Annotated in this window: 14 protein-coding genes; 13 read left to right on the top strand and 1 reads right to left on the bottom strand. The window is 36.6% G+C overall.

All coding sequences use genetic code 11. The features are described from left to right. The 10 genes from ACFRAE_RS11950 (at window position 1) to ACFRAE_RS11995 (ending at window position 19,579) form a co-directional block, all read left to right on the top strand. Window positions 1-2,547, top strand: a complete 2,547-nt coding sequence (locus ACFRAE_RS11950; RefSeq protein WP_422797389.1) for a glycoside hydrolase family 38 C-terminal domain-containing protein — start codon at window positions 1-3, stop codon at window positions 2,545-2,547. After that, complete coding sequence (locus tag ACFRAE_RS11955) at window positions 2,548-4,899, top strand: GH92 family glycosyl hydrolase (RefSeq protein ID WP_422797390.1); 2,352 nt, start codon at window positions 2,548-2,550, stop codon at window positions 4,897-4,899. Window positions 4,900-4,910: 11 nt separating this feature from the next. Beyond that, entirely contained in the window at window positions 4,911-7,193 is a 2,283-nt protein-coding gene (locus tag ACFRAE_RS11960) for a GH92 family glycosyl hydrolase (RefSeq protein ID WP_422797391.1), read from the top strand. Window positions 7,194-7,274: 81 nt separating this feature from the next. Beyond that, window positions 7,275-9,002 (top strand): RagB/SusD family nutrient uptake outer membrane protein, encoded by a 1,728-nt coding sequence (locus tag ACFRAE_RS11965; protein ID WP_422797392.1) that lies wholly within the window; start codon window positions 7,275-7,277, stop codon window positions 9,000-9,002. Window positions 9,003-9,014: 12 nt separating this feature from the next. Then, window positions 9,015-9,467, top strand: a complete 453-nt coding sequence (locus ACFRAE_RS11970; protein ID WP_422797393.1) for a DUF5004 domain-containing protein — start codon at window positions 9,015-9,017, stop codon at window positions 9,465-9,467. Beyond that, window positions 9,467-10,453, top strand: coding sequence for a DUF4961 domain-containing protein (locus ACFRAE_RS11975; protein WP_422797394.1), 987 nt, complete (start codon window positions 9,467-9,469; stop codon window positions 10,451-10,453). The genes ACFRAE_RS11970 and ACFRAE_RS11975 overlap by 1 nt, the downstream gene beginning before the upstream one ends. Window positions 10,454-10,497: 44 nt before the next feature. Then, the gene (locus ACFRAE_RS11980; protein ID WP_422797395.1) at window positions 10,498-13,599 is read left to right on the top strand and encodes a SusC/RagA family TonB-linked outer membrane protein; all 3,102 of its coding nucleotides are present in this window, start codon (window positions 10,498-10,500) and stop codon (window positions 13,597-13,599) included. A gap of 20 nt (window positions 13,600-13,619) precedes the next feature. Beyond that, window positions 13,620-15,302 carry a RagB/SusD family nutrient uptake outer membrane protein gene (locus ACFRAE_RS11985; protein ID WP_422797396.1) on the top strand — a complete coding sequence of 561 codons (1,683 nt, stop codon included), beginning with the start codon at window positions 13,620-13,622 and terminating at the stop codon, window positions 15,300-15,302. Between the two features lie 22 nt (window positions 15,303-15,324). After that, window positions 15,325-18,369, top strand: a complete 3,045-nt coding sequence (locus ACFRAE_RS11990) for a SusC/RagA family TonB-linked outer membrane protein (RefSeq protein ID WP_422797397.1) — start codon at window positions 15,325-15,327, stop codon at window positions 18,367-18,369. A 64-nt stretch (window positions 18,370-18,433) separates the two neighbouring features. Next, window positions 18,434-19,579, top strand: a complete 1,146-nt coding sequence (locus ACFRAE_RS11995; protein ID WP_422797398.1) for a prolipoprotein diacylglyceryl transferase — start codon at window positions 18,434-18,436, stop codon at window positions 19,577-19,579. A gap of 545 nt (window positions 19,580-20,124) precedes the next feature. Here ACFRAE_RS11995 and ACFRAE_RS12000 read toward each other — a convergent pair. Further along, window positions 20,125-20,691, bottom strand: coding sequence for an RNA polymerase sigma-70 factor (locus ACFRAE_RS12000; protein WP_422797399.1), 567 nt, complete (start codon window positions 20,689-20,691; stop codon window positions 20,125-20,127). Window positions 20,692-20,765: 74 nt separating this feature from the next. Here ACFRAE_RS12000 and ACFRAE_RS12005 point away from each other — a divergent pair, with 74 nt between their 5' ends. The 3 genes from ACFRAE_RS12005 to ACFRAE_RS12015 are packed head-to-tail and all read left to right on the top strand — an operon-like array spanning window position 20,766 to window position 26,684. After that, complete coding sequence (locus ACFRAE_RS12005) at window positions 20,766-21,860, top strand: FecR family protein (protein ID WP_422797400.1); 1,095 nt, start codon at window positions 20,766-20,768, stop codon at window positions 21,858-21,860. Window positions 21,861-21,913: 53 nt separating this feature from the next. Further along, window positions 21,914-25,189, top strand: coding sequence for a SusC/RagA family TonB-linked outer membrane protein (locus ACFRAE_RS12010; protein ID WP_422797401.1), 3,276 nt, complete (start codon window positions 21,914-21,916; stop codon window positions 25,187-25,189). A gap of 10 nt (window positions 25,190-25,199) precedes the next feature. Then, complete coding sequence (locus ACFRAE_RS12015) at window positions 25,200-26,684, top strand: RagB/SusD family nutrient uptake outer membrane protein (RefSeq protein WP_422797402.1); 1,485 nt, start codon at window positions 25,200-25,202, stop codon at window positions 26,682-26,684.

A 26,684-nucleotide genomic window follows, 5' to 3' on the forward strand; every position in this document is an offset into this window, starting at 1 on the left:
ATGGGTTTGAACTTAAAAAAACTGCTTAGCATCAGTGCCTTGTTTTTTTGTACATGGACTGTCCATGCACAACAGGTTTATTTTGTAGATGGATACCATGGAGGAGTTTATGGCCATTACCCCATGTGGGTCACCAAATTTACTGTAGACCATTTAATCAAACATCCGGAATGGCGAATAGGCATGGAGATAGAGCCTGAAACTTGGGATACCGTTCAGGTCAAAGATCCAGAAGGATACCAGTTGATGCAAACCTGGGTAAATTCCAATCGGGTTGATTTTACCAATCCAACCTATGCACAACCATACTTATATAACATTTCAGGGGAAAGTATCATTCGTCAATTTACCTATGGCTTTAAAAAACATAGGGCACATTTTCCATCGATTACGTTTAGCACTTATGCGGTAGAAGAACCTTGTTTTACGAGTTGTTTACCTCAACTCTTAAATCAATTTGGATTCAAATATGCAGTTTTAAAATGTCCCAATACACTGTGGGGTGGTTATACGAGAGCTTATGGAGGAGAATTATTAAATTGGATTGCACCAGATGGCAGTTCCATATTGACCGTACCGCGCTATACCTCTGAGGCCTTTGAAGAAAATTCTACCTGGCAAACAACCGCTTGGAATAATTCAGATCGTTTTATAGAGCAAAGTCGTTCTCAGGGTATTCAAAACCCAATAGGTATGACTTATCAAGATGCTGGTTGGGACAATGGTCCTTGGTTAGGAACAGGAAATCGAATTAAGAATAATTCAATTTATACGACTTGGACAGAATATTTTGAAAAATATGCACCTAAGAAATCCGATGATCATTGGAAATTAACACAAGAGGACATTCAAGTAAACTTGATGTGGGGATCGCAGGTATTGCAGCAGATTGCTCAACAAGTACGTTCAGCGGAAAATGCATTACTACGAGCTGAAAAAATAGCAGCGATGTCAACTCTTGAAAAAGGATTTAAAATAGATCAAGATAGTTTAAGCGAGGCGTGGCGCACATTGATGATGGCCCAACATCATGATTCATGGATCGTGCCTTACAATAAATTGAATCCAAATCAAACATGGGCACAGGCTATAAAAGACTGGACAAGCTATAGCACGATAAAGGCCGAGGAATTTATTCAACAAGCTTTAGGAGCTCCTGTGACGAGTAATGTAGAATCGAATAAAAACACGGCATATGTACGAGTTTATAATACCTTGGGTCATTTAAGAACTGAAATAGTAAGCGTTCATCTTCCTAGCCATTGGGTAGGAGCCGAAGTTATAGATGAGGATGGCCGTTCAGTTCCTAATGAAATAACCGCAAGCGGATCTTCAAGTCGATTAGCTTTTCAAGCAGCGGTTTCAGCTGTTGGGTATTCGACCTATGAAATCCGTGAAGTCAAGAAGGAATCAAAGGCTAAGCAACATGTAACTTTCGATCAAGAAGGTAACTGTCTGATTGACCATGACTTGTACCGAATCGTTTTGGATAAATCTCGAGGGGGTACTATCAAAAGTTTAAAAGTTAAACAGTTGAAAAATAAGGAGTTTGCAAATCAATCATCTGCATATTCCATGAATGAGATATCGGGACATTTTTATAAGGAAAATAGTTTTAAATCCACTAAAGATAGTCCAGCCACGTTTAAGGTCCTTCATGATCATTCTTTATCCGTTCAAGTGGCCATTTACACGGAGATTGCAGGGCATCCAGTAATTCAAACCATTACCTTAAATAAAGGGCAAAAACGTATTGATTTTGATTTACTGATCGATTGGAAAGGGGAAGTAGGAATAGGAGAATATGCGCAAAAACATAAATGGACGGACAATAGACGGGCTTATACGGATGATCGATATAAATTGAAGATTCTTTTCCCAACAAGTATAAAACAACAAGAGGTATATAAAAATGCACCTTTTGATGTCTTGAAAAGCAATTTAGATAGTACCTATTTTGGACGATGGGATGATATAAAACATAATGTTATTTTAAATTGGGTCGATGCATATGATCCACAATCAAAGTTAGGCTTAGCAGTATTAACAGATCATACCAGCAGCTATGTTCATGGTCCTGACCTTCCTTTGGGTTTAACCATTCAATATTCAGGGGTTGGTCTTTGGGGAATGGATTATAAAATAACCGAAGCGTTAAAAATGAAATATGCCCTAATTCCTCATACTAAAGTATGGGATGAATCCGCAATTTCTGAGGAAAGCAATACCTATAACGAACCTTTGTACGCTTTTTACGCCGATAATTTAAAATTAGAAAACAAAGAATTTCTAACCATGGAGCATAATGGTTTTGAAATTTCTTCCATTCAGGAGTCAGAAGATCAGGTGATCGTTCGATTTTTCAATGCTTCTTCGAAAAAGGATAAACAAGCCATTAAACTTCACTTTCCTGTACAATCTATAACGGAGGTTCGATTGGATGGAAAGGAGTTAGGTGCAGTTCCTATTCAAGAAAAGAATGGACAATCCATTATGAGTCTAACTATACCTCGATTTGGACTCAAAACAATAACAATTAAGCGATAAATGAAAAATTACATGATTAAATATTGCAGCTATATTTTTAGTCTTTTCAGTATTGCGTTGATCAGTGGATCCTGTGCGAGTAAAATGAAAGCCACAGCAAAAGGGCCTGCAGATTACGTCAACCCATTTATAGGAGCAAGTACCAGTGTAGGAGCTGCAGAAGTATACCATGGATTAGGTAAAACATTTCCAGGAGCTACTACTCCATTTGGTATGGTTCAAGTGAGTCCAAATACGATTACTGGGGGAGATAATAGTCCAGGCTATAGTTATGAACATAAAACGATTGAAGGATTTGCCATGACTCAAATGAGTGGTGTAGGTTGGTATGGTGATTTGGGTAATTTTTTAATTATGCCAACGACCGGAACTTTTTCAAACATTGCAGGCAAAGAAAATGGCAGCATTTCAGGATACCGATCCAGTTATTCCAAAGACACAGAAAAAGCTGAAGCTGGCTATTATAGCGTCTTTTTAGAACGATATGGTATTCAAGTAGAGACGAGCGCTGCAGCACATAGTGGGATGTTGAAATTCACTTTTCCGAAGAATGAGCAAGCAAGGATTCAGATTGATTTAGCAAGAAGAGTAGGAGGAACTTCGTCGGAACAATATATTCAAGTATTGGATGATTATACCATTCAGGGTTGGATGAAATGTACTCCGGAAGGAGGGGGTTGGGGTAATGGAGATGGGAAAGCTGACTATACCGTTTACTATTATGCAAAATTTGATAAACCATTAAAAAATTATGCATTTTGGTCTGCAGATATTCCGGATAACTGGGTTCGTAAATTGGAGGAAGTGGTCACTGTGCCTTACCTGACTCAAGTTTCTAAAGCATCCATCATTAAAAATAAGAAAGAGCTGCAAGGAAAACACATCGGGTTTTACACGGAGTTTTCAACCGAAGATCAAGAAGAAGTGCAAATGCAAGTTGGTATATCATTCGTAGATGTCTCAGGTGCAGCAAAAAACATGAAAACAGAAATCGAAGGGAAAACGTTTGATGAGGTTCGCGCAGAGGCTAAACAAGCTTGGAATAATGCGTTATCCTCCATAGACGTTCAAGGAGGTACTGAAGATCAAAAAACAGTATTTTACACCTCCCTTTACCATACGATGATTGATCCAAGGATATATACAGACGTAGATGGTCGGTATGTTGGTGGGGATAAAAAAATATATCAAAACAGTGACTTTCAAAAACGGACCATATTTAGTGGTTGGGACGTTTTTAGATCACAATTTCCCCTTCAAACATTAATCAACCCATCTATGGTCAATGATCAAATAAATTCATTGATTACATTGGCCGAAGAATCGGGGAATGAGTATTTTGAACGGTGGGAATTTTTAAATGCCTATTCCGGATGTATGATAGGTAATCCTGCATTATCCGTACTTGCAGATGCCTATGTAAAGGGCATTCGAGGATATGATGCTGAGAAAGCCTTGAAATATGCGGTCAATACGTCAAAGAAATTTGGGAATGATAAATTAGGTTATTCCAGTGCGCCTTTTTCAATTTCAAATACATTGGAATATGCCTATACAGATTGGTGTATAGCTCAACTCGCTAAAGGTCTTGGGAAAGGAGATCTTCAAGAAGAATATCTGAAAAAAGGCTTGGCATATCAACACATTTTTGACCCTGAAAAAGGGTGGTTCCGTCCAAAGAAGGAGGATGGCAGTTGGGAACCTTGGCCTGAAAATGCCAGACTAAAAGAATGGTATGGAACCATTGAATGTAATCCATATCAACAAGGTTGGTTTGTTCCTCATGATATCCCTGGTATGGTGAAATTGATGGGAGGAAAAGAAAAAACCCTGGCTGACCTAACCGACTTTTTTGAAAAGACCCCTGATCACTTGTTATGGAACGATTATTATAACCATGCGAATGAACCAGTTCATTTAGTTCCATTCTTATTTAATCATTTGGACGCCTCTTGGCTTACCCAGAAATGGACTCGACATATTACAGAAAATGCCTATAAAAACTCCGTAGAAGGAATAGTTGGGAATGAGGATGTAGGACAAATGTCTGCTTGGTATGTCTTAGCAGCTACCGGTATTCATCCATCTTGTCCAGGAACGACACGATATGAAATCACCAGTCCTATATTTAATGAGATAACTTATGCACTAGATGCACAATATTTTAAAGGTAAAAAGTTTAAAATAATCGCACACGATAATTCAGCAGCCAATAAATACATTCAAAAAGCACTCTGGAATGGAAAACCTTATGACAAAAATCATTTGGATTTTCAAGATATGGTCAATGGCGGCACTTTAGAATTGTTTATGGGGAATACAGCTAATAAAAATTGGGGAAACACTAATTAATAAAACCTATTATGAGTAGAAATTGGATAATATGCTGGTGCTTACTGGTACTTGTTGGTAGTAAAAAAGTAGATGCACAGGAACGAGATTTAGTTAAATATGTCAATACGTTGCAAGGGACTGATTCAGAGTGGTCACTTTCTTATGGCAATACCTATCCTACTGTAGGATTACCCTTTGCGGTACATTTCTTTTCTGCGCAAACAGGAAAGAATGGAGATGGTTGGAAATATCAATATAAAGCAGAAACCATACGTGGTTTTCAACAAGTTCACCAGTGTAGTCCTTGGATGAATGATTATGCTGTTTTCTCTTTGATGCCGGCTATAGGCACTTTAAAAGTCAATGAAGATGAAAGAGCTTTAAAATTTAACCATAAAAATGAAATTGCGAAACCACATTATTATGCAGTGACGTTCGATAATGGCATTAAAGCCGAGGTGAGTCCAGTAGAACGTTCAGGACATATGCGTTTCAGCTTTCCCAAAAAAGAAAATGCCTATCTAATATTAGATGGTTTTTTGAAAGATTCTGAAGTGAAGATTTTTCCAAAGGAGCGTAAAATTGTAGGTTATGTCAATAATGGAAGATTTGTACCTAAAAATTTCAGGAATTATTTTGTAATTGAATTTAATCAGGATTTTAAGAGTTTTGGTACTTGGGAAAATGAAAAAGGGGAAATCAAAGCAGGCAATACCTTTGATTCTGGAAAAGGAAAAGGAGCTTATTTAGAATTTAAATCCGGATCGAAAGTGGAAGCCAAAATCGCTTCATCTTATATTAGTCCAGAACAAGCGCAATTGAATTTCGATAAAGAAATCGCTTCACATAAAAATTTGGAAGTAACAAAAGATAAGGCGCATCAGGTTTGGAATAAGCTGTTGAATCGTATTCAAGTCGAAGGCGGAACCGAAGAGGAAAAGGCTACTTTTTACTCCTGTATGTTCCGAGCAAACTTGTTCTCTCGTAAGTTTTATGAGTATAATGAACAAGGTAATCCATATTACTATAGTCCATACGACGATCAAGTACACGAAGGGTATATGTATACGGATAATGGTTTTTGGGATACTTTTCGTGGCCAATTTCCATTGAGTAATATTTTACATCCGACTATGCAGGGTCGATATATGCAATCCCTTTTAGACGCACAAAAACAATCTGGATTTTTCCCAACCTGGTCAAACCCAGGGATGTCAGGAGTAATGATAGGAAACCATGCAATATCCTTACTTACAGATGCTTGGGTAAAAGGTATTCGCACATTCAATCCTGATAGTGCTTTAGCAGCATATTACCATGAAACGACCAATGTGGGCTTTTATAAGGGGTCAAATGGTCGTCAAGGTTGGAAGGATTATTATACCAAAGGATACATTCCATACTACGATGATTTGCATGAAAGTACGGCTAAGACCTTAGAATATGCATATGATGATTTTTGTGCGTATCATTTGGCAAAATTAACGGGAAACAAATTCTATGAAGAAGTTTTTGCAAGGCAAATGTATAACTATCGGAATGTATTTGATCCAAAAGTAAATTTCATGCGTGGTCGATTGCCAAATGGGGCATGGATGGAACCATTCGATGCGGTAGAGTGGGGAGGTGCATTCACTGAAGCGAACTCTTGGCAATACACTTGGTCTGTCATTCATGACATCAATGGTTTAATAAATTTAATTGGCGGAGAGGAAAAATTCAACCACAAATTAGATTCCTTTTTTACGATGGATCAGCGGGTGAATTATGGTTCTTATAAACAAGAGATCCATGAAATGCGCGAAATGCTATTGGCAAAAATGGGTCAATATGCGCATGGGAATCAACCGACGCAGCATGTTCCATATTTGTATAATTACAGTGGGCAACCTTGGAAAGCACAAAAACAAGTCAGAGAAGTTTGCGCTAGATTATACAATAGTTCCGAAAAAGGTTATCCTGGCGATGAGGATCAGGGACAGATGTCGTCTTGGTATGTGTTGAGTGCTATGGGAATTTATAGTGTTTGTCCAGGAGTAGATCAGTATGTCATTGGAAGTCCTGTATTTAATAAAATTACCATTACCCATGAAGATGGGAAGCAATTTATTATTCATGCTGAAAATAACAGTGCAGAAAATGTATATATCGAAGAAGCACAATTAAATAAAAAGGTTTACGATAAAAATTATATAACCTACCAAGATATTATGAATGGTGGTGAATTGCATCTTCAGATGCGTTCAACGCCAAATAAAGCACGTGGAATTGCTTTAGAATCTCGTCCATTTTCATTAAGTCGTATAAACTAAACTATAAGGAATACTGCTTTTCAAAGTGGAAAGCAGTAATATAAGTCATTCAATAAACTTTTACATTATAAACCATTGATTATGAAAACAAGTTTTTTCATCGCAATCGTTATGGCCTTTTTGTTTAATAGTTCTTGTAATAAACAAGGATTTTTGGATCAAACACAATCCACAGATTTGAACGAGCAAGTCGTCTTTTCGGATAGTGCCTATACGATTAATTTTCTTTCTGGAATTTATTCGGAAGTTGGATTTTCAACATGGCCAAAGCGATTTGGTGGAGGTGGATTAGATGCAAGTACCGATGAGGCGGAAGGCGCAGGCATGGGTAGTATAAATACCTTTATTCAATTTGCTACAGGAACGGTAAACTCCAATATCATCACCAAAGATGCTTGGAATATTAGCTATACCAACATCCGTAGAGCAAATATATTGTTGAAAAACCTACCGAACGCCAAGTTTGCAAATAGCATAAAGGTGAGGACGAAAGCCGAAGCTCGATTTTTAAGAGCATATTACTATTTTATTTTATTAGAACATTATGCGGGAATACCCTTAATGGGCGATTCGGTTTATAAAGCAACCGATGTAATACCAGCGAAAAGGGATCGGTATGAAGATGTTGTAAATTATATCGTCAGCGAATTAGATCAAGCCGCTGAAGACCTTGATTGGGAACAAACCGGGGAAAATTATGGTCGTGTGAATAAAGCAGCCTGTTATGCCTTGAAATCTAGGGTTCTACTTTATGCAGCTAGCCCATTATTTAATGGACAAACGCTAACGACTCAAGCAGATTTAATGGATGTCGTGGGTTACCCAACAACCGATGCAGCGCGATGGAAAAAGGCGGAGGATGCAGCTCTTCAAGTCATCGAATCGCAAGCTTATCAATTGCATTTAAATAATAGCACAGAATTAGGGTTTGGGTTCTATCAAGTTTTTCAATTGCGCAAAAATGTTGAATACATATTTGCCAGAATGCAAGATGCCAACCGCAATTTGGAAGGTATATGGAATCCACCAACTTTTGGAGTATCAAGCCCAGGAGCCTATCCATATTTAGAAACCGTAAATGCCTTTGGAATGAAAAATGGTCTTCCTATAGATGATCCAAACTCAGGTTTTAATCCTATTAAACCATATGAGAATCGAGATCCTAGACTAGCAAATACCATTACACGGGATCAATCCATGGTATTTCATCGGGATGGATTGGCGAAAAGACCAGTCAATATTTATATCGATAAAACCAATCCAAATACTACCATATCAGGCCAAGATGCTATTTATAAGGGTACGCCAACAGGCTATTACACCTATAAAATGATTCATAGGGATGTAGCTGCAGACTGGTTTAATACAGTAACACCACGTTGTATGCCTATCATTCGGTATGCCGAGATACTGTTGAATTATGCGGAAGCAAGAAATGAACAACTGAATACACCAGATAGCAAAGTATATGAAGCTGTAGAAGCTATTAGAGAGCGCGCAGGTTTAGTTCCATTTGAATTGCAGGAAGGCTTATCGCAATCCGAGATGCGAGCAATCATCAGAAATGAGAGGCATAAGGAATTAGCATTTGAAGGACACCGTTTCTTTGACGTTCGCCGTTGGAATATAGCGGAACAGGTAGAGTCTGTTCAATTGCATGGTACAGAGCCTGTTAAGACGACTTCGGGAACAGCTTATAACTCCGTTCCTGTCCGTAAAAGAGTGTTTAACAAGCGTATGTATTTATGGCCTATACCACAATCCGAAATTGCTAAGTCCACTGATTTAATTCAAAATCCAGGATATTAAAAAAATGTAATTATGAAAAGCCCAAAATTTATCAAACTCCTTTTGGCATCGGTCGTATGTTTCTGTGTTTTCCAATCCTGTGAAGATGAAGCAACTGCTATCCTTGTCGAAGAACCTATAAAAGATATTGCTGGAACTTGGAAAGTTATCCAGATCCATAGAAATGGAGAAGATTTAAGTAAAAGAATGAAATTTGAAAATTTTCAAATGGTATTCAAAGCAGATGGAACCTATACACTTTCAGATGATCTACCGTTTTTGGTAGATGGTCCAGGTAAGTATGCCTTAAATGATCCACAGTATCCCTTTAGTTTAATTTTATCGCCAACAGATCAGGAAGAACATTTACCTGTAAAATTTCAATTTCCAATAGTGGAAGGGCAACGTCAACTAAGTTTAAACCTTAGTTTGGGTTGTACCAGCAATACTTATCAATATGTTTTCCAACGTGTAATAGCTGAATAATGAGAGGACTATCTAAAACATTAGTATATCTGTATCTAGGATTCGGATTATTTTTCGTTGTCTTTTTAATGTATTGTGGGTTAAAATCACTCACCGTAACAGTTCCCAAAAATGCACAAATAAACGAGGTTGTTACGTTTACGATGCATTGTGGTGCCGAACCAAGAATTCAATCTGGTACTTATACCACGCAGCTTTTAGCTGGAATGATGGTGCCAAAAAGTTGGAATGCAAGGCAATCTATGGTTCTGACATTTACGAGTCCAAAAGGAAATGGAACGATGCGTATCATTCCAGATACGGAAACAGAACCAGTTTCAGGCTTAAATTGGCATCAAGCAGCCAAAAAAATGTTTGGCATAGGTCCAAATTTAGTAGACGATATGGAATGGATCGTATTCCGCAGTGTACAAGCATATACTTTTTCGAACAATGAAGATATTGATTTTACAGTCAAGGCAACTTGCAATGTAGGTGCTGAAAACATGTTGGTATCTCTTGGATTCTATGTGGGTTCCTCCATTGAAAATTTACGTCAGGAAGATACAGACTATAAAAAATTCACATTCTCCGATGTATTTGAAGTCATGGGTGCTGATGGAGATTTAATTGATTTTGTAAATCCCCAATTGGGAACGGTTCAACCTGTAAAAAGTTTAGATAATGATATTATCACCCTAACATTTGATGCAGGTGTTACCAATACCGTACTAGATGCTGAATCCAATATCTATATCAAAGTGAACGCGTATGATACGGAAGGCGAATTAATAAGTTCATTAAATCAACCGAATGAAAAAACCAAATTGACGGATGTCGGTGGCTTACGGTATATGATAGACCTATGGCCAAGAGGATTTTTTGACGTAGCTAAAAATAAGCAGATAGCGCGATTGGAGTACTATTTTACAGATCAAACTGGGACAAAAGTGGTGGGTTATGGAAATACGGATGAGCCATTCAAATTTACTTTCCGTTGTGATTAACCTTATTAATTTTTAACCTATTCACCATTATTAACAAGATAATTATGATAAAACGATATATAGGAATTAGTTTAATCGGTATCCTACTTGCCACTTCAGATGTATATGCGACGCATTTGAGTTGTAACAATGGCAAGTTTCGTACAGAGGAATCTAATTTTGTACTTGTAGATCATACCATTCAAGTGGTCGACGATTATGGCAAACCACTTCAAGGTGTAAAAATATATACAGTAGATCAATCTGAAATTGGAGAGACTGATGAGGAAGGCAAAATTTCCTTAGCTAGTCAACAAACCTATCTGCTTAAGCATCCATTATTTTATACCATTCAGTTGAATCATGTAACTACCGACCGTGTTGCTATGAAATCGAAAATGATGGGCACGAAGGATACATTAACAGTGGTATACGACAACCTTGTAAAGGATCAAGCCTTAGGTGCTATTTCTGTATTATATAACAATCAATTAAAGACCAGCGCCAATGCTTTATATTTAAATGCCCTCACTGGACGAATCGCTGGATTGCATACGCAAGAGGTAAGCGGTTTTAGATCCGCACGTACAGCAGCAATTACCGCACAAGATTTGGCAGGATCTCTACCTACAGATGCCACGAAATACAGCACCAATATGAATGACAATTCAGAGGTCGCTTTTAACTTGAGAGGGCAAAGTCCAGTTATTTTAATCGACGGTGTCCAACGAGATATTTTTTCTATAGATCCGGAAAGCATCGAATCTATTTCAGTAGCAAAGGATGCTTTATCTAGTATTTTATTAGGGCAAAGAAGTTCTAGAGGAGTTCTGCAAGTGATTACGAAAAAAGGCCAGATTGGCGCGCCAAGAATATCTTTTACCGCTCAAACAGGAATTCAAGAGTCTCTGAATTTACCCAAACCCTTGGATGCCTATCAATATGCTTACTTATACAATGAGGCATTACTAAATGCAGGAAGACAGCCTGTTTTTAGTCAAGGAGATTTTGATGCGTATAAAAATGGAACAGATCCATTACAATTTCCCAATGTCAATTGGTATAATCAAACGTTGAAAAACAATAATCCCATCAGCAAATATAATCTTTCTGTAAATGGGGGGATTAAAAATGCACGTTATGCTCTTTCATTGAGTTATTTAAACCAGCTGGGGATGTTTAAATCTTCAGATGAATTCGCCTATGAGACCAACTTGCAAAACCAACGCTATTTGATCAATAGTTCCATTGATGTGGATGTTACAGAAGATTTCACCATTGGATTACAGTTTTTTGGTAAGATTCAAGACGGTAGACAACCAGGAGCCGGAACCCAAAGGATTTTAGAATCGTTATATCAAACACCGAATAATGCTTACCCTATTGTCAATCCGGATGGATCTTATGGTGGTTCATCGGTTTATACTCGAAATTTATTTCAGCAGGTAACAGGTTCTGGCTATTTATTAGACAATAACCGTGATTTATTAACGAATTTGGATTTTCATTATAAATTAGATCAGTTTTTACCGGGACTTTATGCGAAAGGGAAGCTCAATGTTTCAGCCAGCTCTTCAAGTTTGATCGATAGAAATAGACAGCAACCTGTTTATGATGTTCGATATAATGATCAAAATGAGTTGGTTTACGTACGTTTCGGAACAATTGCGGATCAACCTAATTCATTCGCGACAACCTCTACTGCAAATTTTTTCTACTTTCAAGGTGCATTAGGTTATAATACCATTGTTCAAGAAGACCATCAGGTTTCGGCTCAAGTGTTTTTAGATCAACGCACGGCAAATTATCAATTTGATTTACCAGCAACCCATAGTAATTATGCTGTTACTGGAAAATACGCTTATCTAGATAAATATTCTGCTGAACTAGCACTTAATTATTCGGGTTTTAACCGCTTTCTGCCTGGAAAGAAATATGGGTTATTTTATGCAGTTGGACTAGGCTGGGATATCCTGAAAGAAAATTTCATGGAAGGCCAAGAAGATTGGTTGAATAAACTTAAACTCCGCGCTACATACGGAAGAACAGGAAATACCAATGAAGGTTCTTTAGGTTATTACAGTTGGCGATCATCCTATGGCCAAGGAGGCAACAATGGTTATGAATTCGGATCTGAATATGCGAGAGTGCATTCCTTGGTTGAGAAAGGTTTAGCAAATGTGCAGGGCACATGGGAAAAAGGTGATAAGTTTAATCTGGGTATAGATGCATCGTTTTTTCAAAATACCTTAAACTTGAGCGCTGATGTTTACCACGACACCTATTTTGATTTACTGCAACAAAGAGGTTCTACCATTGATCTAATTGGAATTCCTTACCCGAATGAAAATATTGGCAAGAACAGGTATCAGGGTCAGGAATTGAACCTTACTTACCAAAATCATATTGGCAACTTCAATTATTTCATTAATGCAAATGCCAGTCGCATGAAAACCGAAGTGTTATATATGAATGAAGTTTATCGACAATATTCATGGAATAAACGAACAGGGATGCCTGTAGGTCAGACATTTGGTTATTTAGGAGATGGGTTAATTCAAACGCAGTCTGAAGCTAATAATGCGCCAAAATTAGCAGGAAATGAAGTACATCCAGGAGATGTAAAGTTAATTGACTTGAATGGAGATGGCATCATCGATCAGCATGACCAGACGGCTATTGGAAATCGGAAGCCCACTATTTTCTTGGGGACAACCTTAGGATTCAGTGTTCAAGGATTTGATTTTAGTGTTTTGTTACAGGCAGTGCTAAATCGCACTTATCAACAAACAGATTATTCATTCGGATCAAATGGTGAAAGCCAAGGTTTTGACTATTTATTGGGCCGTTGGACACCAGAAACGGCAGCAACAGCGACATATCCACGATTGACAATTGGATCTGATCCGACGAATACGCCTTTTTTAAATAATTCTAGTTTTTGGACTCGATCAGGGGAATATTTGCGCATACGTAATTTGGATGTAGGCTATACTTTACCATTTTCACTAACCAGTAAAATGAAAATAGCTGGAATACGGGTTTTTGCCAATGCACAAAATTTATTTACCATCACTCCTTATAAACGACTAGATCCTGAAATTAATGCTGGAACAGCGTACCCTGCTCAACGGATCTACAATTTCGGAATCAATATCAAATTATAATAACCTAGCACGACATTATCATGAAAATTAATCATATAAATTGGTTCTTGATGGCTGGAATAGGGATATTAAGTTTTTCCTGTACTAGCGATCTGGAAATTGAACCTATCGAACTGCAAACCCTAGAGCAGGTTTTTGATCAGCAGGATTCTGCCGGAGTGAATGCCAATCGTTTTCTGGCAGATACCTACCGTTTCTTACCGAATACGGGCAATCGCGTAGGGGGTGATTTCTTAGATGCGGCCTCAGATGATGCGGTTTCTTCCAATCCTACAAATACGTCGGTACAACAATTGGCCACAGGTAGTTTTACAGCTGATAGCTATCAAGATAATCTATGGGCAGACTACTATCAAGGTATCCGTCAGGCCAGTATTTTTATTAACAATATAGACCGAGTTCCATTAAAAGGAAACATTGAAAATGGAACCCCTTTAAATAGGGTATGGAAAGCAGAAGCTAAATTTTTAAGAGCAATATTTTATTTTGAATTGCTGAAGCGCCATGCGGGTATCCCATTATTGGGCGATAAAGTTTATCAAATTGAAGATAATATCGAATTGCCAAGAAATACATTTGAAGAATGTGTGAATTTTATTGTTCAACAATGTGATGCGATCAAAGACAGTTTAAGAACAGATCCTTTTAACTTGACGGATTATGGTCGACCAACTAAATCTGCTGCATTAGCTTTAAAATCGCGGGTTTTGTTGTATGCAGCAAGTCCCTTATATAATGGTGGTAACATTGATGCACAAAATGCCTTAGTTGGTTATACCAATTTTGATGCTACTCGTTGGCAATTAGCAGAAGAAGCAGCCAAAGAATTAATAGATCAAAATTTATTCGTTTTAGAACCTGATTTTAATAATGTATTTATCAGCAGAAACAAAGAACGAATATTCTCCAAACAAGGCGGCAATAATACCAGTATGGAAAATAACAATGGACCTGTGGGCTATTCATCAGGAGTAAACAATGGTCGTACCAGTCCTACACAAGAATTGGTCGATGCTTTTGGAATGGCAAATGGTCTTCCCATTACGGATGCAAACGCTGGCTATAATCCAGAGCAACCTTATGAAGGCCGTGATCCTAGGTTTTACGCAACAATTTTCTATAATGGTGCACAATGGTTAAGCCGAGCTGTACAAACGTATGAAGGTGGAGGTGATAAGCCTGGAGGAACCAAGCAGCAGACCAAAACAGGTTATTACCTACGTAAATTTATGGGCAATTTTGAAAATTCCACGAATTACAGCAACGTAAATCATGACCATATTTTGTTTCGTTATGCAGAGATCTTACTGAATTATGCCGAAGCCAGAAACGAGCGACTGGCAAGTCCTGATGCTATCGTTTATCAAGCTGTGGAAGCTATTCGTGAACGAGCAGGATTGTCACCCTTCGCTTTAGCACCTAATCTATCCAAGGCAAATATGCGTCAAATCATCCATCAGGAGCGAAGGAAAGAACTAGCATTTGAAGAACATCGATTCTACGATGTGAGGCGTTGGAAACTAGCAGAAACTCAGTTCAATCTGCAATTGCATGGAACCCTGATCTTTCAAACAGGAACTGGAATTCTTCGTCAACCGAATCCCATCTTGAAAATGAATTTTAATCAAAAAATGTATTTGGCTCCAATACCTTTTAGCGAGGTAATCAAAAACCCAAATATGATGCAAAACCCAGGTTGGTAATACTTAATATCCTTAGAGAATTATGAAAAATCGAATTCAATTTATTATATACATGGTTATTGTACCGATATTCTTATGGGCGCAAACACCAACAACCGGAATTGTAAAAAACAATTCAGGCCCTTTAGCAGGGGTAACTGTGCAAGAGAAAGGTGCCTCTTCGGTGCAAACAGATCAAAATGGCCGCTATAGTATTGTCTTAAAAGGAAGCAAAGTATTGGAATTCCGTTCAGTCGGTTATGCGACGGTGGAACGCAAGGTAAGCGATGGACAGGCTATCGAAGTAATTCTGAATAGTAATAGTCAAGATATTAATGAAGTAGTCGTTGTAGGATTTGGAACAACCAAGAAGTTGACCAATACAGGTGCTGTAAGCTCCATTAAGGGGTCTGAAATTCGGCAAGTACCTACCTCCAGTGTTCAGAATGCGCTGTCAGGTCGCCTTCCAGGATTTGTTTCCGTGCAACGCTCTGGCCAACCCGGTAGAGATGCGTCTGATTTCTATATACGTGGGGTCAGTTCTTTAAATCCCGATGGTAATCAGCCTTTAATTATTGTGGATGATATAGAATATACCTATGATCAATTAGCACAAATTAACGTCAATGAAATTGAGAGTATATCCATCTTAAAAGATGCTTCAACCACTGCTGTTTTTGGTATAAAAGGGGCAAATGGTGTTTTGGTAGTTAAAACAAGACGTGGAGAATCTGGACGACCTAAGATAAACGCCCGTATTGAATCGGGTATGCAAAGTCCAGTGACGAAATTGAATTTTCTTGATGCCTACGAAAGTGCATTGTTGTGGAATGAAGCTATTACCAATACGGATGGTGATAATACCAATCAAAAATTCTCTCCGGATGCATTGAATCATTTTAAGAATAACGATGATCCTTATGGCCATCCGAATGTGAATTGGTATGAGACGATCTTTAAACCGAGAAGTTTCCAATACAATTCAAATGTAGATATTTCTGGAGGTGGTGAAAGTGTAAAATACTTCGTAACGGCAGGTGCTTTTTCACAAGATGGAAATATTCATGATTTCGTGAATTCTGGCGATCAAGTTAATACCAATTACTACTTTCGTCGCTTTAATCTACGATCCAATTTGGATGTACAAGCAACGAAAACTTTGAAATTACGCTTAGATTTTCGCTCCAATTTTAATCGTATCAATTCACCACGTGCTGGTAACGTCGTGGGTGAAGTATTTAATTTTAGTAAAATAAGACCTTGGTCAGCACCATTTCTGAATCCAAATGGATCCTATGCTTATGCCAACGATACACAGGAATTACTGCCTACGATCAATGCTCGATTGGCAACTTCAGGATATAATTTAGACCGCAGAAATGATATTAATATCTTATTTGGTGGTACGCAAGATTTGAAAGCCGTGTTAGATGGCTTATCCTTCTCTACCCGTGTTGCTTATGCCAGTATAGAATCCAATGGCCGTGAACAAGGGCGTGATCAAATTCCCGTATATAAGTATTCTCCATTGTCAGATTCCTATCAACTGAAAGGAGGAGCGCCTTATGTCCTTGAAAATTATACATTAAGGGCTTATCAAGGTGATTACAATAACCGCGTGAATGTTCAAGCCAATTTAAACTACAGTAAATCGTTTGGAGATCATCGCATTAATTCCCTTTTATTATATAACCGTGAATCCTATAAAACTAAAGGTGATAAAAAAACGAATTGGATTCCTCAAAATTTTGAAGGATTTACATTCCGTACGGGTTATGATTATCAGGAAAAATACTTATTGGATTTAACTGGAGCGTATAATGGATCAGATCGCTTTCAAGCCAATGAACGGTATGGTTTTTTTCCAGCGGCTTCAGTGGGTTACAACTTAGCGAAAGAGGAGTTCTTTAAAGATCGTTTTGACTTTGTAGACTTATTTAAATTCCGGGCCTCTTATGGTATTGTAGGTTCTGATAAAGTGGCGGGAGATCGTTATTTATTTCAACAGGTGTATAACGAAGGTGGTAGTTATTCCTTTGGGGAAACTCACCAAGGATCTGGAACTATTTATGAAGGTAGTTTAGGGAATAGTAACGTGACTTGGGAAAAACAAAAATCGTTTGATTTGGGTTTTGATATGAATTTGTGGAAGAACAAATTATCGTTAACCTTTGATTATTTCAACAATATCCGTTACGACCAATTGGTAACTTCCCAATCGTTACTGGCTAATATTGGGGTAGGAGTATCTCCAGAAAATATTGCTCGAGTACGAAATCGTGGGGTAGAGTTTGAATTAAACTTTAACAATCATATCGGCGAATTTAATTACCATGTAAAAGGTGTTTTAACGTATTTTAAGAATAAGATTATATTTCAAGATGAACCAACTCCTGCCTTCCCATGGTTACAACTAACTGGTCAACAGATTAACCAACCATTAGGTTATAAATTTGATGGATTTTATACTGCAGATAATTTAGATTTAAGTCCTAAGCCTACCGGAGGTTATCAAGTACAGCCAGGGGATTTAAGATATAAAGATCTAAATGGAGATGGGCTTATTGATGATTTTGACCGCACCTATATCGGGAAACCGAATGTTCCAAATACCAGTTTTGGATTGACCTTAGGCGGAAGTTATAGGGGCTTTAGTTTCAATGTATTGTTTCAAGGAACTACAGGTTATAGTTTTAGTGTTCAAGGAAGTGGTATTGAACCCTTTCAAAGCCAATTTCAACCAATCCATCAACAAAGGTGGACTCCTGAAACTGCAGGGGCAGCGAAATTCCCAAGGTTAACGACGAATCCAACAACAATCAACAGCCCGTCAACCTATATGTCTGATTTTTGGCTAATTGATGCGACTTATTTGCGGTTGAAAACAGTCGAGTTGGGGTATCAATTACCAAATAAAGTTTTACCATTCAAAATTAATAACGCGAGGATATACTTAAGTGGTTATAACTTGTTTACTTGGACGAATTATTCCTTGTATCAACAAGATCCGGAGGTAACTTCCAATACTGCTGGAGACGCTTACCAAAATCAGCGTGTGGTTAATTTAGGTATTCAAATAGGCCTATAACCTTTCATCAAATAGTAATTTGCGTCTTTAAATTTTATATTTTTAGGCGCAATATTTTTTATACATGTTTCCAACAATAGGTCATTTCATTAATCATTTTTTCGGTACTTCATTTGAATTGCCGATACCTACCTTTGGCTTTTTTGTTGCATTGGCTTTCTTTTTTTCATTCTTAGTTTTTCGATCTGAATTTAAAAGAAAAGAAAAGAATGGTGAAATCAGCGCTTTTATCCCTTCAAGTGTTGCTACCTGGAAACATAACCTATTCCTTGTTGTTGGGTTTGGAATTTTAGCCTTTCTAATTGGTTTCAAAGGGTATGCGCTTATTCTGCAACCTCAATTTATGGTAAGAGATCCTTTTGACCTGCTTTTTTCCATGGAGGGACATTGGACGATGGGAATAATCATGAGTTTATTGACCGTGGTTATTGTAGTCATCATCATCTCCAGAAAATCAAAACAAACGACGGTTATTGATCCAATACGGCCATACCAACTAACCCCATTAATGCTTTTATGCTGTGCTATTGCCGGATTCTTAGGGGCAAAATTATTCAATATTGTAGAAGATTGGGGTATGCTTCAAACCTATGGTTTTTTTGAAATGCTGAAAAGAAGTGGCCTTACATTTTATGGAGGCTTGGTATTTGGTGCCATTGCTTATTTCATAATCGGCATACGCTATGGTATTTCTTGGAAACCATTAGTAGATATTGGAGCCATGGGCATGTTGGTTGCTTATTCCGTGGGCAGAATGGGCTGCCATTTTTCGGGCGATGGAGATTGGGGAATTGTAAATATGAACCCAAAGCCTTTTTCCTGGTTACCTGATTCGCTTTGGGCATCTTATTTTCCTCATAATGTTATTGAGCAAGGTGTACAGATCGCTGGTTGTTCGGGTAAATATTGCATGGTATTAACTGATCCTGTTTTTCCTACCTCTGCTTATGAAGTTATAATTATCGGTTTAGCGTTTATCATCCTGTGGTTATTTAGAAATCGTTTTAAGACAGCTGGTTTAGTAGCTTGTATATACTTTTTTATTATTGCTATTGAACGTTTCTTGATTGAGATGATTCGAGTGAATTATAAATTTGATGTATTGGGAATTCCTTTAAGTGAAGCGCAAATCATCAGTGTTTTTATAGGGATAATCGCTATCGTATTGGCCATTTACCTCAGAAAAACAAACCTTAAACCAATGAAATGATGCCATCTGAATCAGCATCATCCAAAAGGCTTCTACGAGCTTATGCTGCACGATGAAATGCAGATTTTGTATGCCGAGTGATTGAAGCTCCTATTCAGTTCGTTTTATTTCCAATCGGCAGCATTTTTCTTTTGAAATACATCAAGAGCTGGAATTTTATGTTTTATGCCGTTTTTGATTTGGATACCTATTATGGGAAGATTCAACGTATTTTAATCGAATCTCCTTCGAAATTTTGCGTTTGATTTCCAATGAAAATCCAATGAAGATCCAATGAAGATCCGAAGAAGATCTATAGCAATGAACGGAATAAACCGAGTGCAATTGTTCCTAAGAAACGCCAAAAATAAAGAGAAATAGTTTTTTGCTTTGTTTTTATGGGCTAGCGTTTTGAACTACTACAACGCACTGTTCGTTAAATGGGAACAGGAACATGATTATGAAGTTCAAATGAGTAGATTTTAATACGATGCTGTACTTCTTAATGGGATAATTCGAAGTGATTTTACAATAATAATACCTCTCCGTATAATAATTAACTGGCACTATAAGGTTAAAACATAATAAATTCGTTTGTTTTTCATTCGGATAAATGCTAAGGCTTGGGTAATATAATTTTCCACTGTTTTTTTTGAAATCATTAATTGTTCTGCTATTTCTTCATTCGTAAGATTTTCAAACCGACTCAACAAAAAGACTTTTCTACACTGATTTGGCAGTTTCGATATAAGCTCTTCAAGCGCTATAAATAATTCTTTTGCCTCCAGTTGTTGGTAAGGATTAGTTTGAGAGATTTCCTCTATATAGACACTTAAATGAATAAGGTATTTAGTTTTTACTTTGCATGACCTGTAATAATTGAATACTTGAAATTTTATGGAATTTATGAGATAACCATAAATTGAACTCCTAATGGCTTTAGTATTTTCCCAAAACTGAATAAATACATTTTGTACAATGTCTTCCGCAATTTTTTTATCACCAACCTTTTGATACGTGTAATGGAGAAGTGTTTCAGCATAACTCGTGTAAATTAATTCAAAAGCTTCATGTTGATCTGTTTTCAGTAGTTCTATTGCTTTTATTTCGAAAGCGTTTTCGATTTTGTTCACGTTTTTTTAATAATAATGAAAATAATTATAGGTGTATATAATTATTTAGGTTACTAATAGATTAAAATGCTGGAATGAAAATTCTCAATTTCAATAAAATTATTAAAAATATAAATAATAATATAAAATTTTCTTCAAAAGAAAAGATACTTAATAATTGGATTGAGACTGTAAAACATCAACAACCAGTTCAATGGTCTGAAGCAGAATTAATGTCCATTAAATTACGAATCAAGCGGGAAATAAGGAGAAAACGTAAAATCTATCGATTTCTATATGCAGGTGCAGCGATGTTTATTGGATTGATTTTATTTAGCATTCTGTATCGGAATACACCGTTCAATAAGCCTATTGTCGGTGAAGAAATACATGCCCAAATACTACCCGCTCAATTCAGCGGAATATTAAAACAACCTGGTCAAAAAGATATTGATTTAACAAAATTGAAAATTGATTCCAGCTATGTTTTCGCGGATATTTCTTTACAAAGAATCGATAGTCAACTAATTAAAGTCCTGCCAACTCATTTGCATAGGTCAATTTTAAATAGAATTGTTTCGCCGAGGGGATCTAAGATTTCTATACTGTTTGCGGATGGAAGCATGGTTAAAATGAATGTAGCATCTGAATTAATATTTCCTTCCAATTTTAATGAACAAGAGCGGGAGGTAACATTAATTGGAGAAGCATTTTTTGATATTAAGAAAGACTCCAAAAATAGGGGCTTTAGCGTTCAGGTTGGGAACAATCGAATTGAAGTCCTGGGAACAAAATTTAACCTATCCAATCAAAAGGATTCCAGTTTAAAAGCTACCCTATATGAAGGCTTAATCAAAGTAAAAACGGAAAAACAGGAATTTAAATTGGCTCCAGGGGAAGAGCTAGTTATTCATACCAATGGGCAATATAAAAAATCTTTTTTTCTAAAAGACAGGATGGTCAATTGGCATGACGGTCAATTTAATCTTGATGGAAAAAATATCGTTCAAATCATGGATGAAATTGCAGCTTGGTATAATGTTGAGGTTATTTATAAGCATGTAAACCTTCAACAGCATTATATGGGACAGGTATCAAGAGCGTTGGATCTCCATAGCCTTCTTGAAACTTTAAGCCTAGTAAATGCAAATACATTTGAAATAAAAGGAAGGAGGATCATCGTGAGGTAGAATTTTATAAATGGATTAAATCAATAAATAAAAAACCAATTTAATAATAAATTATGAAACAAATTTTCGGATTAATTATCGCTCTGATAATTCAAATCGATATTTCAACTGCTTCTCAGCAAGTTAAATTTAATAAGAATGATCTTACAATCATGGAATGCTTGGATGCAATTAAAAAACAAACTGGCTATCAAATTATTTATTTGAACAAGAGTATAGATCTTACTCATTCAGTTCAACTTAATTTAGACCAGTATTCCATTGAAAATATCCTGGATAGCATTTTTAATGGAAAAGATATAGGGTATAAAATTAAAAATAGAACCATTGGATTATTTAAAAAGGAGCCTACTAAGTCCGTTCATTATCCAATTCAAATCATCGTTAAAAATGAGAACGGTATGCCGGTTATGGGGGCTTCTGTATTTGCAGATAACGATAAAAAAGCATTAGGTCAGACAGATTCCAAAGGCTGTTTTGGATACGATTTTCCCAATGGCTGCAAGCAAATTACGATCAAACATGTCAATTACAACGATATTACGACAGCTATTAATAACCGTAGGATAATTGAAGTAATATTACTTGAAAAAGAAAATAAGTTAGAAGAAGCTGTGATTACGGGAATATATACCCGTGAAAAAGAAAGCTTTACGGGATCTTCGAATACTTATACGGCAAAAGATTTAAAGGCAGTAAGCAATGTCAATTTATTACAAGCCCTGCGAACACTAGATCCATCGTTCTCCATGGACGAAAATGTGTTAAATGGATCTGACCCAAATGCATTGCCGGATGTAAATATTCGGGGGAAAACAAGTGTCATTAATTTGCGTCAGCGGTTTTCAGGCGATCCAAATCAACCACTATTCATTTTGGATGGATTCGAATCTAGTTTATCTGCAATCTTTGATTTATCGATGGATCGGGTAGAATCAATTACTATTTTAAAGGATGCGGCTGCCACTGCGATATACGGTTCTAAAGCGGCAAATGGGGTTATAGTAATCGAAACGTTAAAGCCTAAAATGGGTGAATTAAGGTTAACCTACAGCAATAGCTCCAATTACAGTTTTGCGGATTTAAAAGACTATAATTTAATGAATGCGGAGGAGAAAGTTTTATTTGAAAAGCTTTCAGGGCATTATGGGCCATTGGATGAACATGAAATGATTATCGATGAGGCCCAAGCTAAAAAATATAATGTACGGTTAGCGGAGGTGAAACGAGGTGTCGATTCCTATTGGATGGATGAACCATTGCGAAAAGCGATTTCTTCGAGGCACAACTTATTTGCTGAAGGTGGAGATCGAAAAATTAGATATGGCTTAGGCTTTAATTATGGGAATACAATGGGTGTTATGAAAGGATCAAATAGACGTATCGTTTCAGGACGAGTACGGTTAATTTATCGATTAAAAAAACTCAACTTTTCCAATAATTTCACCGTAGATCATACGCAAAGTGAAAACAATGTAGTCAGCTTTTCTGAATTTTCACGAATGAATCCCTATTATCGAAAATATGATGAATATGGCCAAATTTTGAAAATAGTGGAAACTTTTTCGGAAGGAATATCTGGTAAAGTAAATCGATACAATCCAATGTATGATTTCAATCGAAAAAGTTTTGATCGAAATAACAATGTAGAATTCAGAAATAATTTTGACATGGATTGGCGAATGATTGATGAAGTAAGAGTCCGAGGTAGATTTTCTTTTGCTAAAGGAATCAGTAAAAGCCAAGTATTTATATCGCCATTAGCGACTTCTTTTGATGGAAGTAATGCGATAAACAAGGGAAGGTTTACGGAGGCCAATGGTGGAAATTCCAGTTTTGATTTTGATTTAAGTAGTACCTATGGGAAAAGCCTTGGTACAGATCAGAAACATATGATTAATGCAATAGTGGGCATGCGCGCAAATCAGAATATCAATGAGCGTGTTTCTATTGCGGTCTCTGGGTACAAGGATGAAGAATACTGGGCACCTAAATTTTCTAATGGATATGTTTCAGGTTCGAGACCGAATTACACCTTTAATGATCGAAGATCATTAAGCTTTTATTCGAACGCTGGATATTCCTTTAACAACAGGTATCTGTTTGATTTTAATTACCGAATGGATGGGTCTTCTTTGTTTGGTGTATCCAATAAATTCACCAAGACTTGGGCTTTTGGAATTGCCTGGAATCTTCACCAAGAGCCATGGTTTCAAGGGGTAAATAAATACATCTCTTACTTTAAACTTCGTTCATCTATTGGTAATCCAGGAAATCAAAACTTTGATGCTTATATGTCTATGAATATATATACATACAATCTAAATTATCCGAATCCGTTTGGGTTGAGTGCGCTCATCAGTACATTTGGGAATCCTCATTTAAAGTGGCAGAAAACATTAGATAAAAATTTCGGCTTGGATTTGGAAATTTTTGACAGGAAATTATTCTTTAACAGCGATTTTTTCTATAAAATAACTGATCCACTCCTCATATATATTCAAGTTCCTCCTTCCACAGGATCCTCAGAAATTGCAGAAAATATAGGAGCACAAAAAACAACAGGTATAACTTCGACATTGATCTTTAGAGCTATCCAAAATGATCATTTTCAATGGAACCTCAATATTAATTACCGGAAAATGAATTCGACTTATTATAAAATTGGGAATGTCTTGGATAATTTGAATGAGGAAAATGTGAGTAAAAATCTTCAACGATATTACGATGGTGCGAGCACAACCGATTTATGGGCTGTACAGTCCTTAGGAATCGACCCCGCAACTGGGAGAGAAATTTTTCTAAAAAAGGATGGCACACAAACTTTTATCCACGATTATAAAGATGAGAAAGTTCTGGGTAATTCGACCCCAAAGGCTGAAGGCGTAATAGGAACCATGATCAATTATAAAGGTTGGAGTTTCAGCGGGAACTTTAGGTATCGTTATGGAGGTCAATTGTTTTTGAACACCTTATATTCTAAAGTAGAAAACATATCCAGTGAATCTTTACGAAATAATCAGGATCGAAGAGCATTGTATGATCGCTGGAAAAATGTAGGTGATATCTCCAGTTTCAAAGCCATTTCACTGAGTAGCAGCACGCCTATATCATCAAGGTTTTTAGCTGATGAAAATACCTTTAGTTGTGAATCCATTTCTTTAGGGTACGAAAGTCTTGGTGATTGGCATAGGAAATTAGGTTTGAATTCATTTCAAGGAAGGATTTATCTCAATGAGATATTTCGGATTTCTACGGTCAAAAATGAAAGAGGTATTAATTACCCTTTCGCACGCACAGTTTCATTTTCAATTTCTGGAAGGTTTTAATGGTTTTATTATGAAAATGTTTATCAGATTAACGCTACTAGTTAGCACGGTATTTTTAATTACGATTTCTTGTAACAAGTATCTTGAGGTAAAACCTCAAGATAATATATTAGAAAGTCAAGTTTTTTCATCGATTAATGGATTCAACTTGGCTATCAATGGAGTCTATTCTGAATTAAATGATCAAACTTTATATGGGGCAAATTTAACTTATGGATTGCTTGACGTCATGGCACAATTGTATAATTTGACGGAAAGAGAACATATTTTTGCTCCATATATTACTTATGAATATAGTAATAGTGAGTACAAATCAATTATAGAGGCGATCTGGAATAATGCCTATAAATTTATTGCCAATTTAAATACAATCGTTTATCATACAGATTTGCAACAGGCAATGCTTGGAGAGCAATATTATGGAATTTTCAAAGGGGAGGCGCTTGCTTGTAGAGCTATGCTTCATTTTGATTTATTGCGTTTGTTTGGGTCTAGTTATGAAAATGAGAAGGATGCTTTAGTATTGCCATACATGACGCTGAATAGTCGGAAAGTTGAACCCTTATTATCAAATGAAGAAATTATTGAAAAGATAATTCAAGATTTGTTATTAGCAAAAGATTTATTAGAACCTACAGATCCTGTCTTAAAAGAAGGGGCCTTAAATTTAGATAATCCAGTTTCCAATCTTCTAAATTATCGGCAATATCGCTTAAATTATTTTGCAGTTAAAGCTTTATTAGCGCGTGCTTATTTATGGAAAGGAGATACCCAGTCTGCAAAAAAATATGCTTCTGAGGTTATCGAAGAAGGACAGAAAAAAGGAAATGAAATATTTCCATTTGTTACACAAGATGCTGTAACTAATAGACCAAATTTTCCCGATCGTATATTTTCTACAGAAGTCTTATTTGCTTTGTATAATACGAGCCGTATTAATGTACAGAATATGGGTTTTTCAAATGCCCTTGCACCAATACAAATTTTAACTTTTGTTGGTTCCCTTAGTGATGGAAGAGTGCCTCAGCTTTATCCGAATGAAAATGATTTTAGAAGAAAGCTTCATTGGGAACAAAAAGTTGCTGGCGGTGGAACTGAAGTATTATACTTTACCAAGTTTTTAGATGTAACGGATGGAAATAATGTATCGCTAGCCTATCGGTATATGTATCCTTTAATACGGATTTCTGAAATGTATTTAATTATGGCTGAGACATCGGATAATTTAAATGATGCTGAAAAGTATATTAATATTTTACAAACAAACCGAGGATTACCTGATGTCAGTCTGAATAGTGGATCTGAATTAAATGATTTTATCCTAAATGAGTATATCCGAGAGTTTATCGGAGAAGGTCAAATTTTTTTCTATTTCAAAAGGTTGCAAAAAGAAAACATTCCTAGTCCTATTCGTCCTGGAATTGATTTGTTTCCTATGGAGAAAAATTACTATGCTTTTCCATTACCTGAAAGTGAAACTAGCCAAAGAAATTAA

The organism is Sphingobacterium sp. HJSM2_6 (assembly GCF_049316305.1).
Taxonomy (GTDB): Bacteria; Bacteroidota; Bacteroidia; order Sphingobacteriales; family Sphingobacteriaceae; genus Sphingobacterium.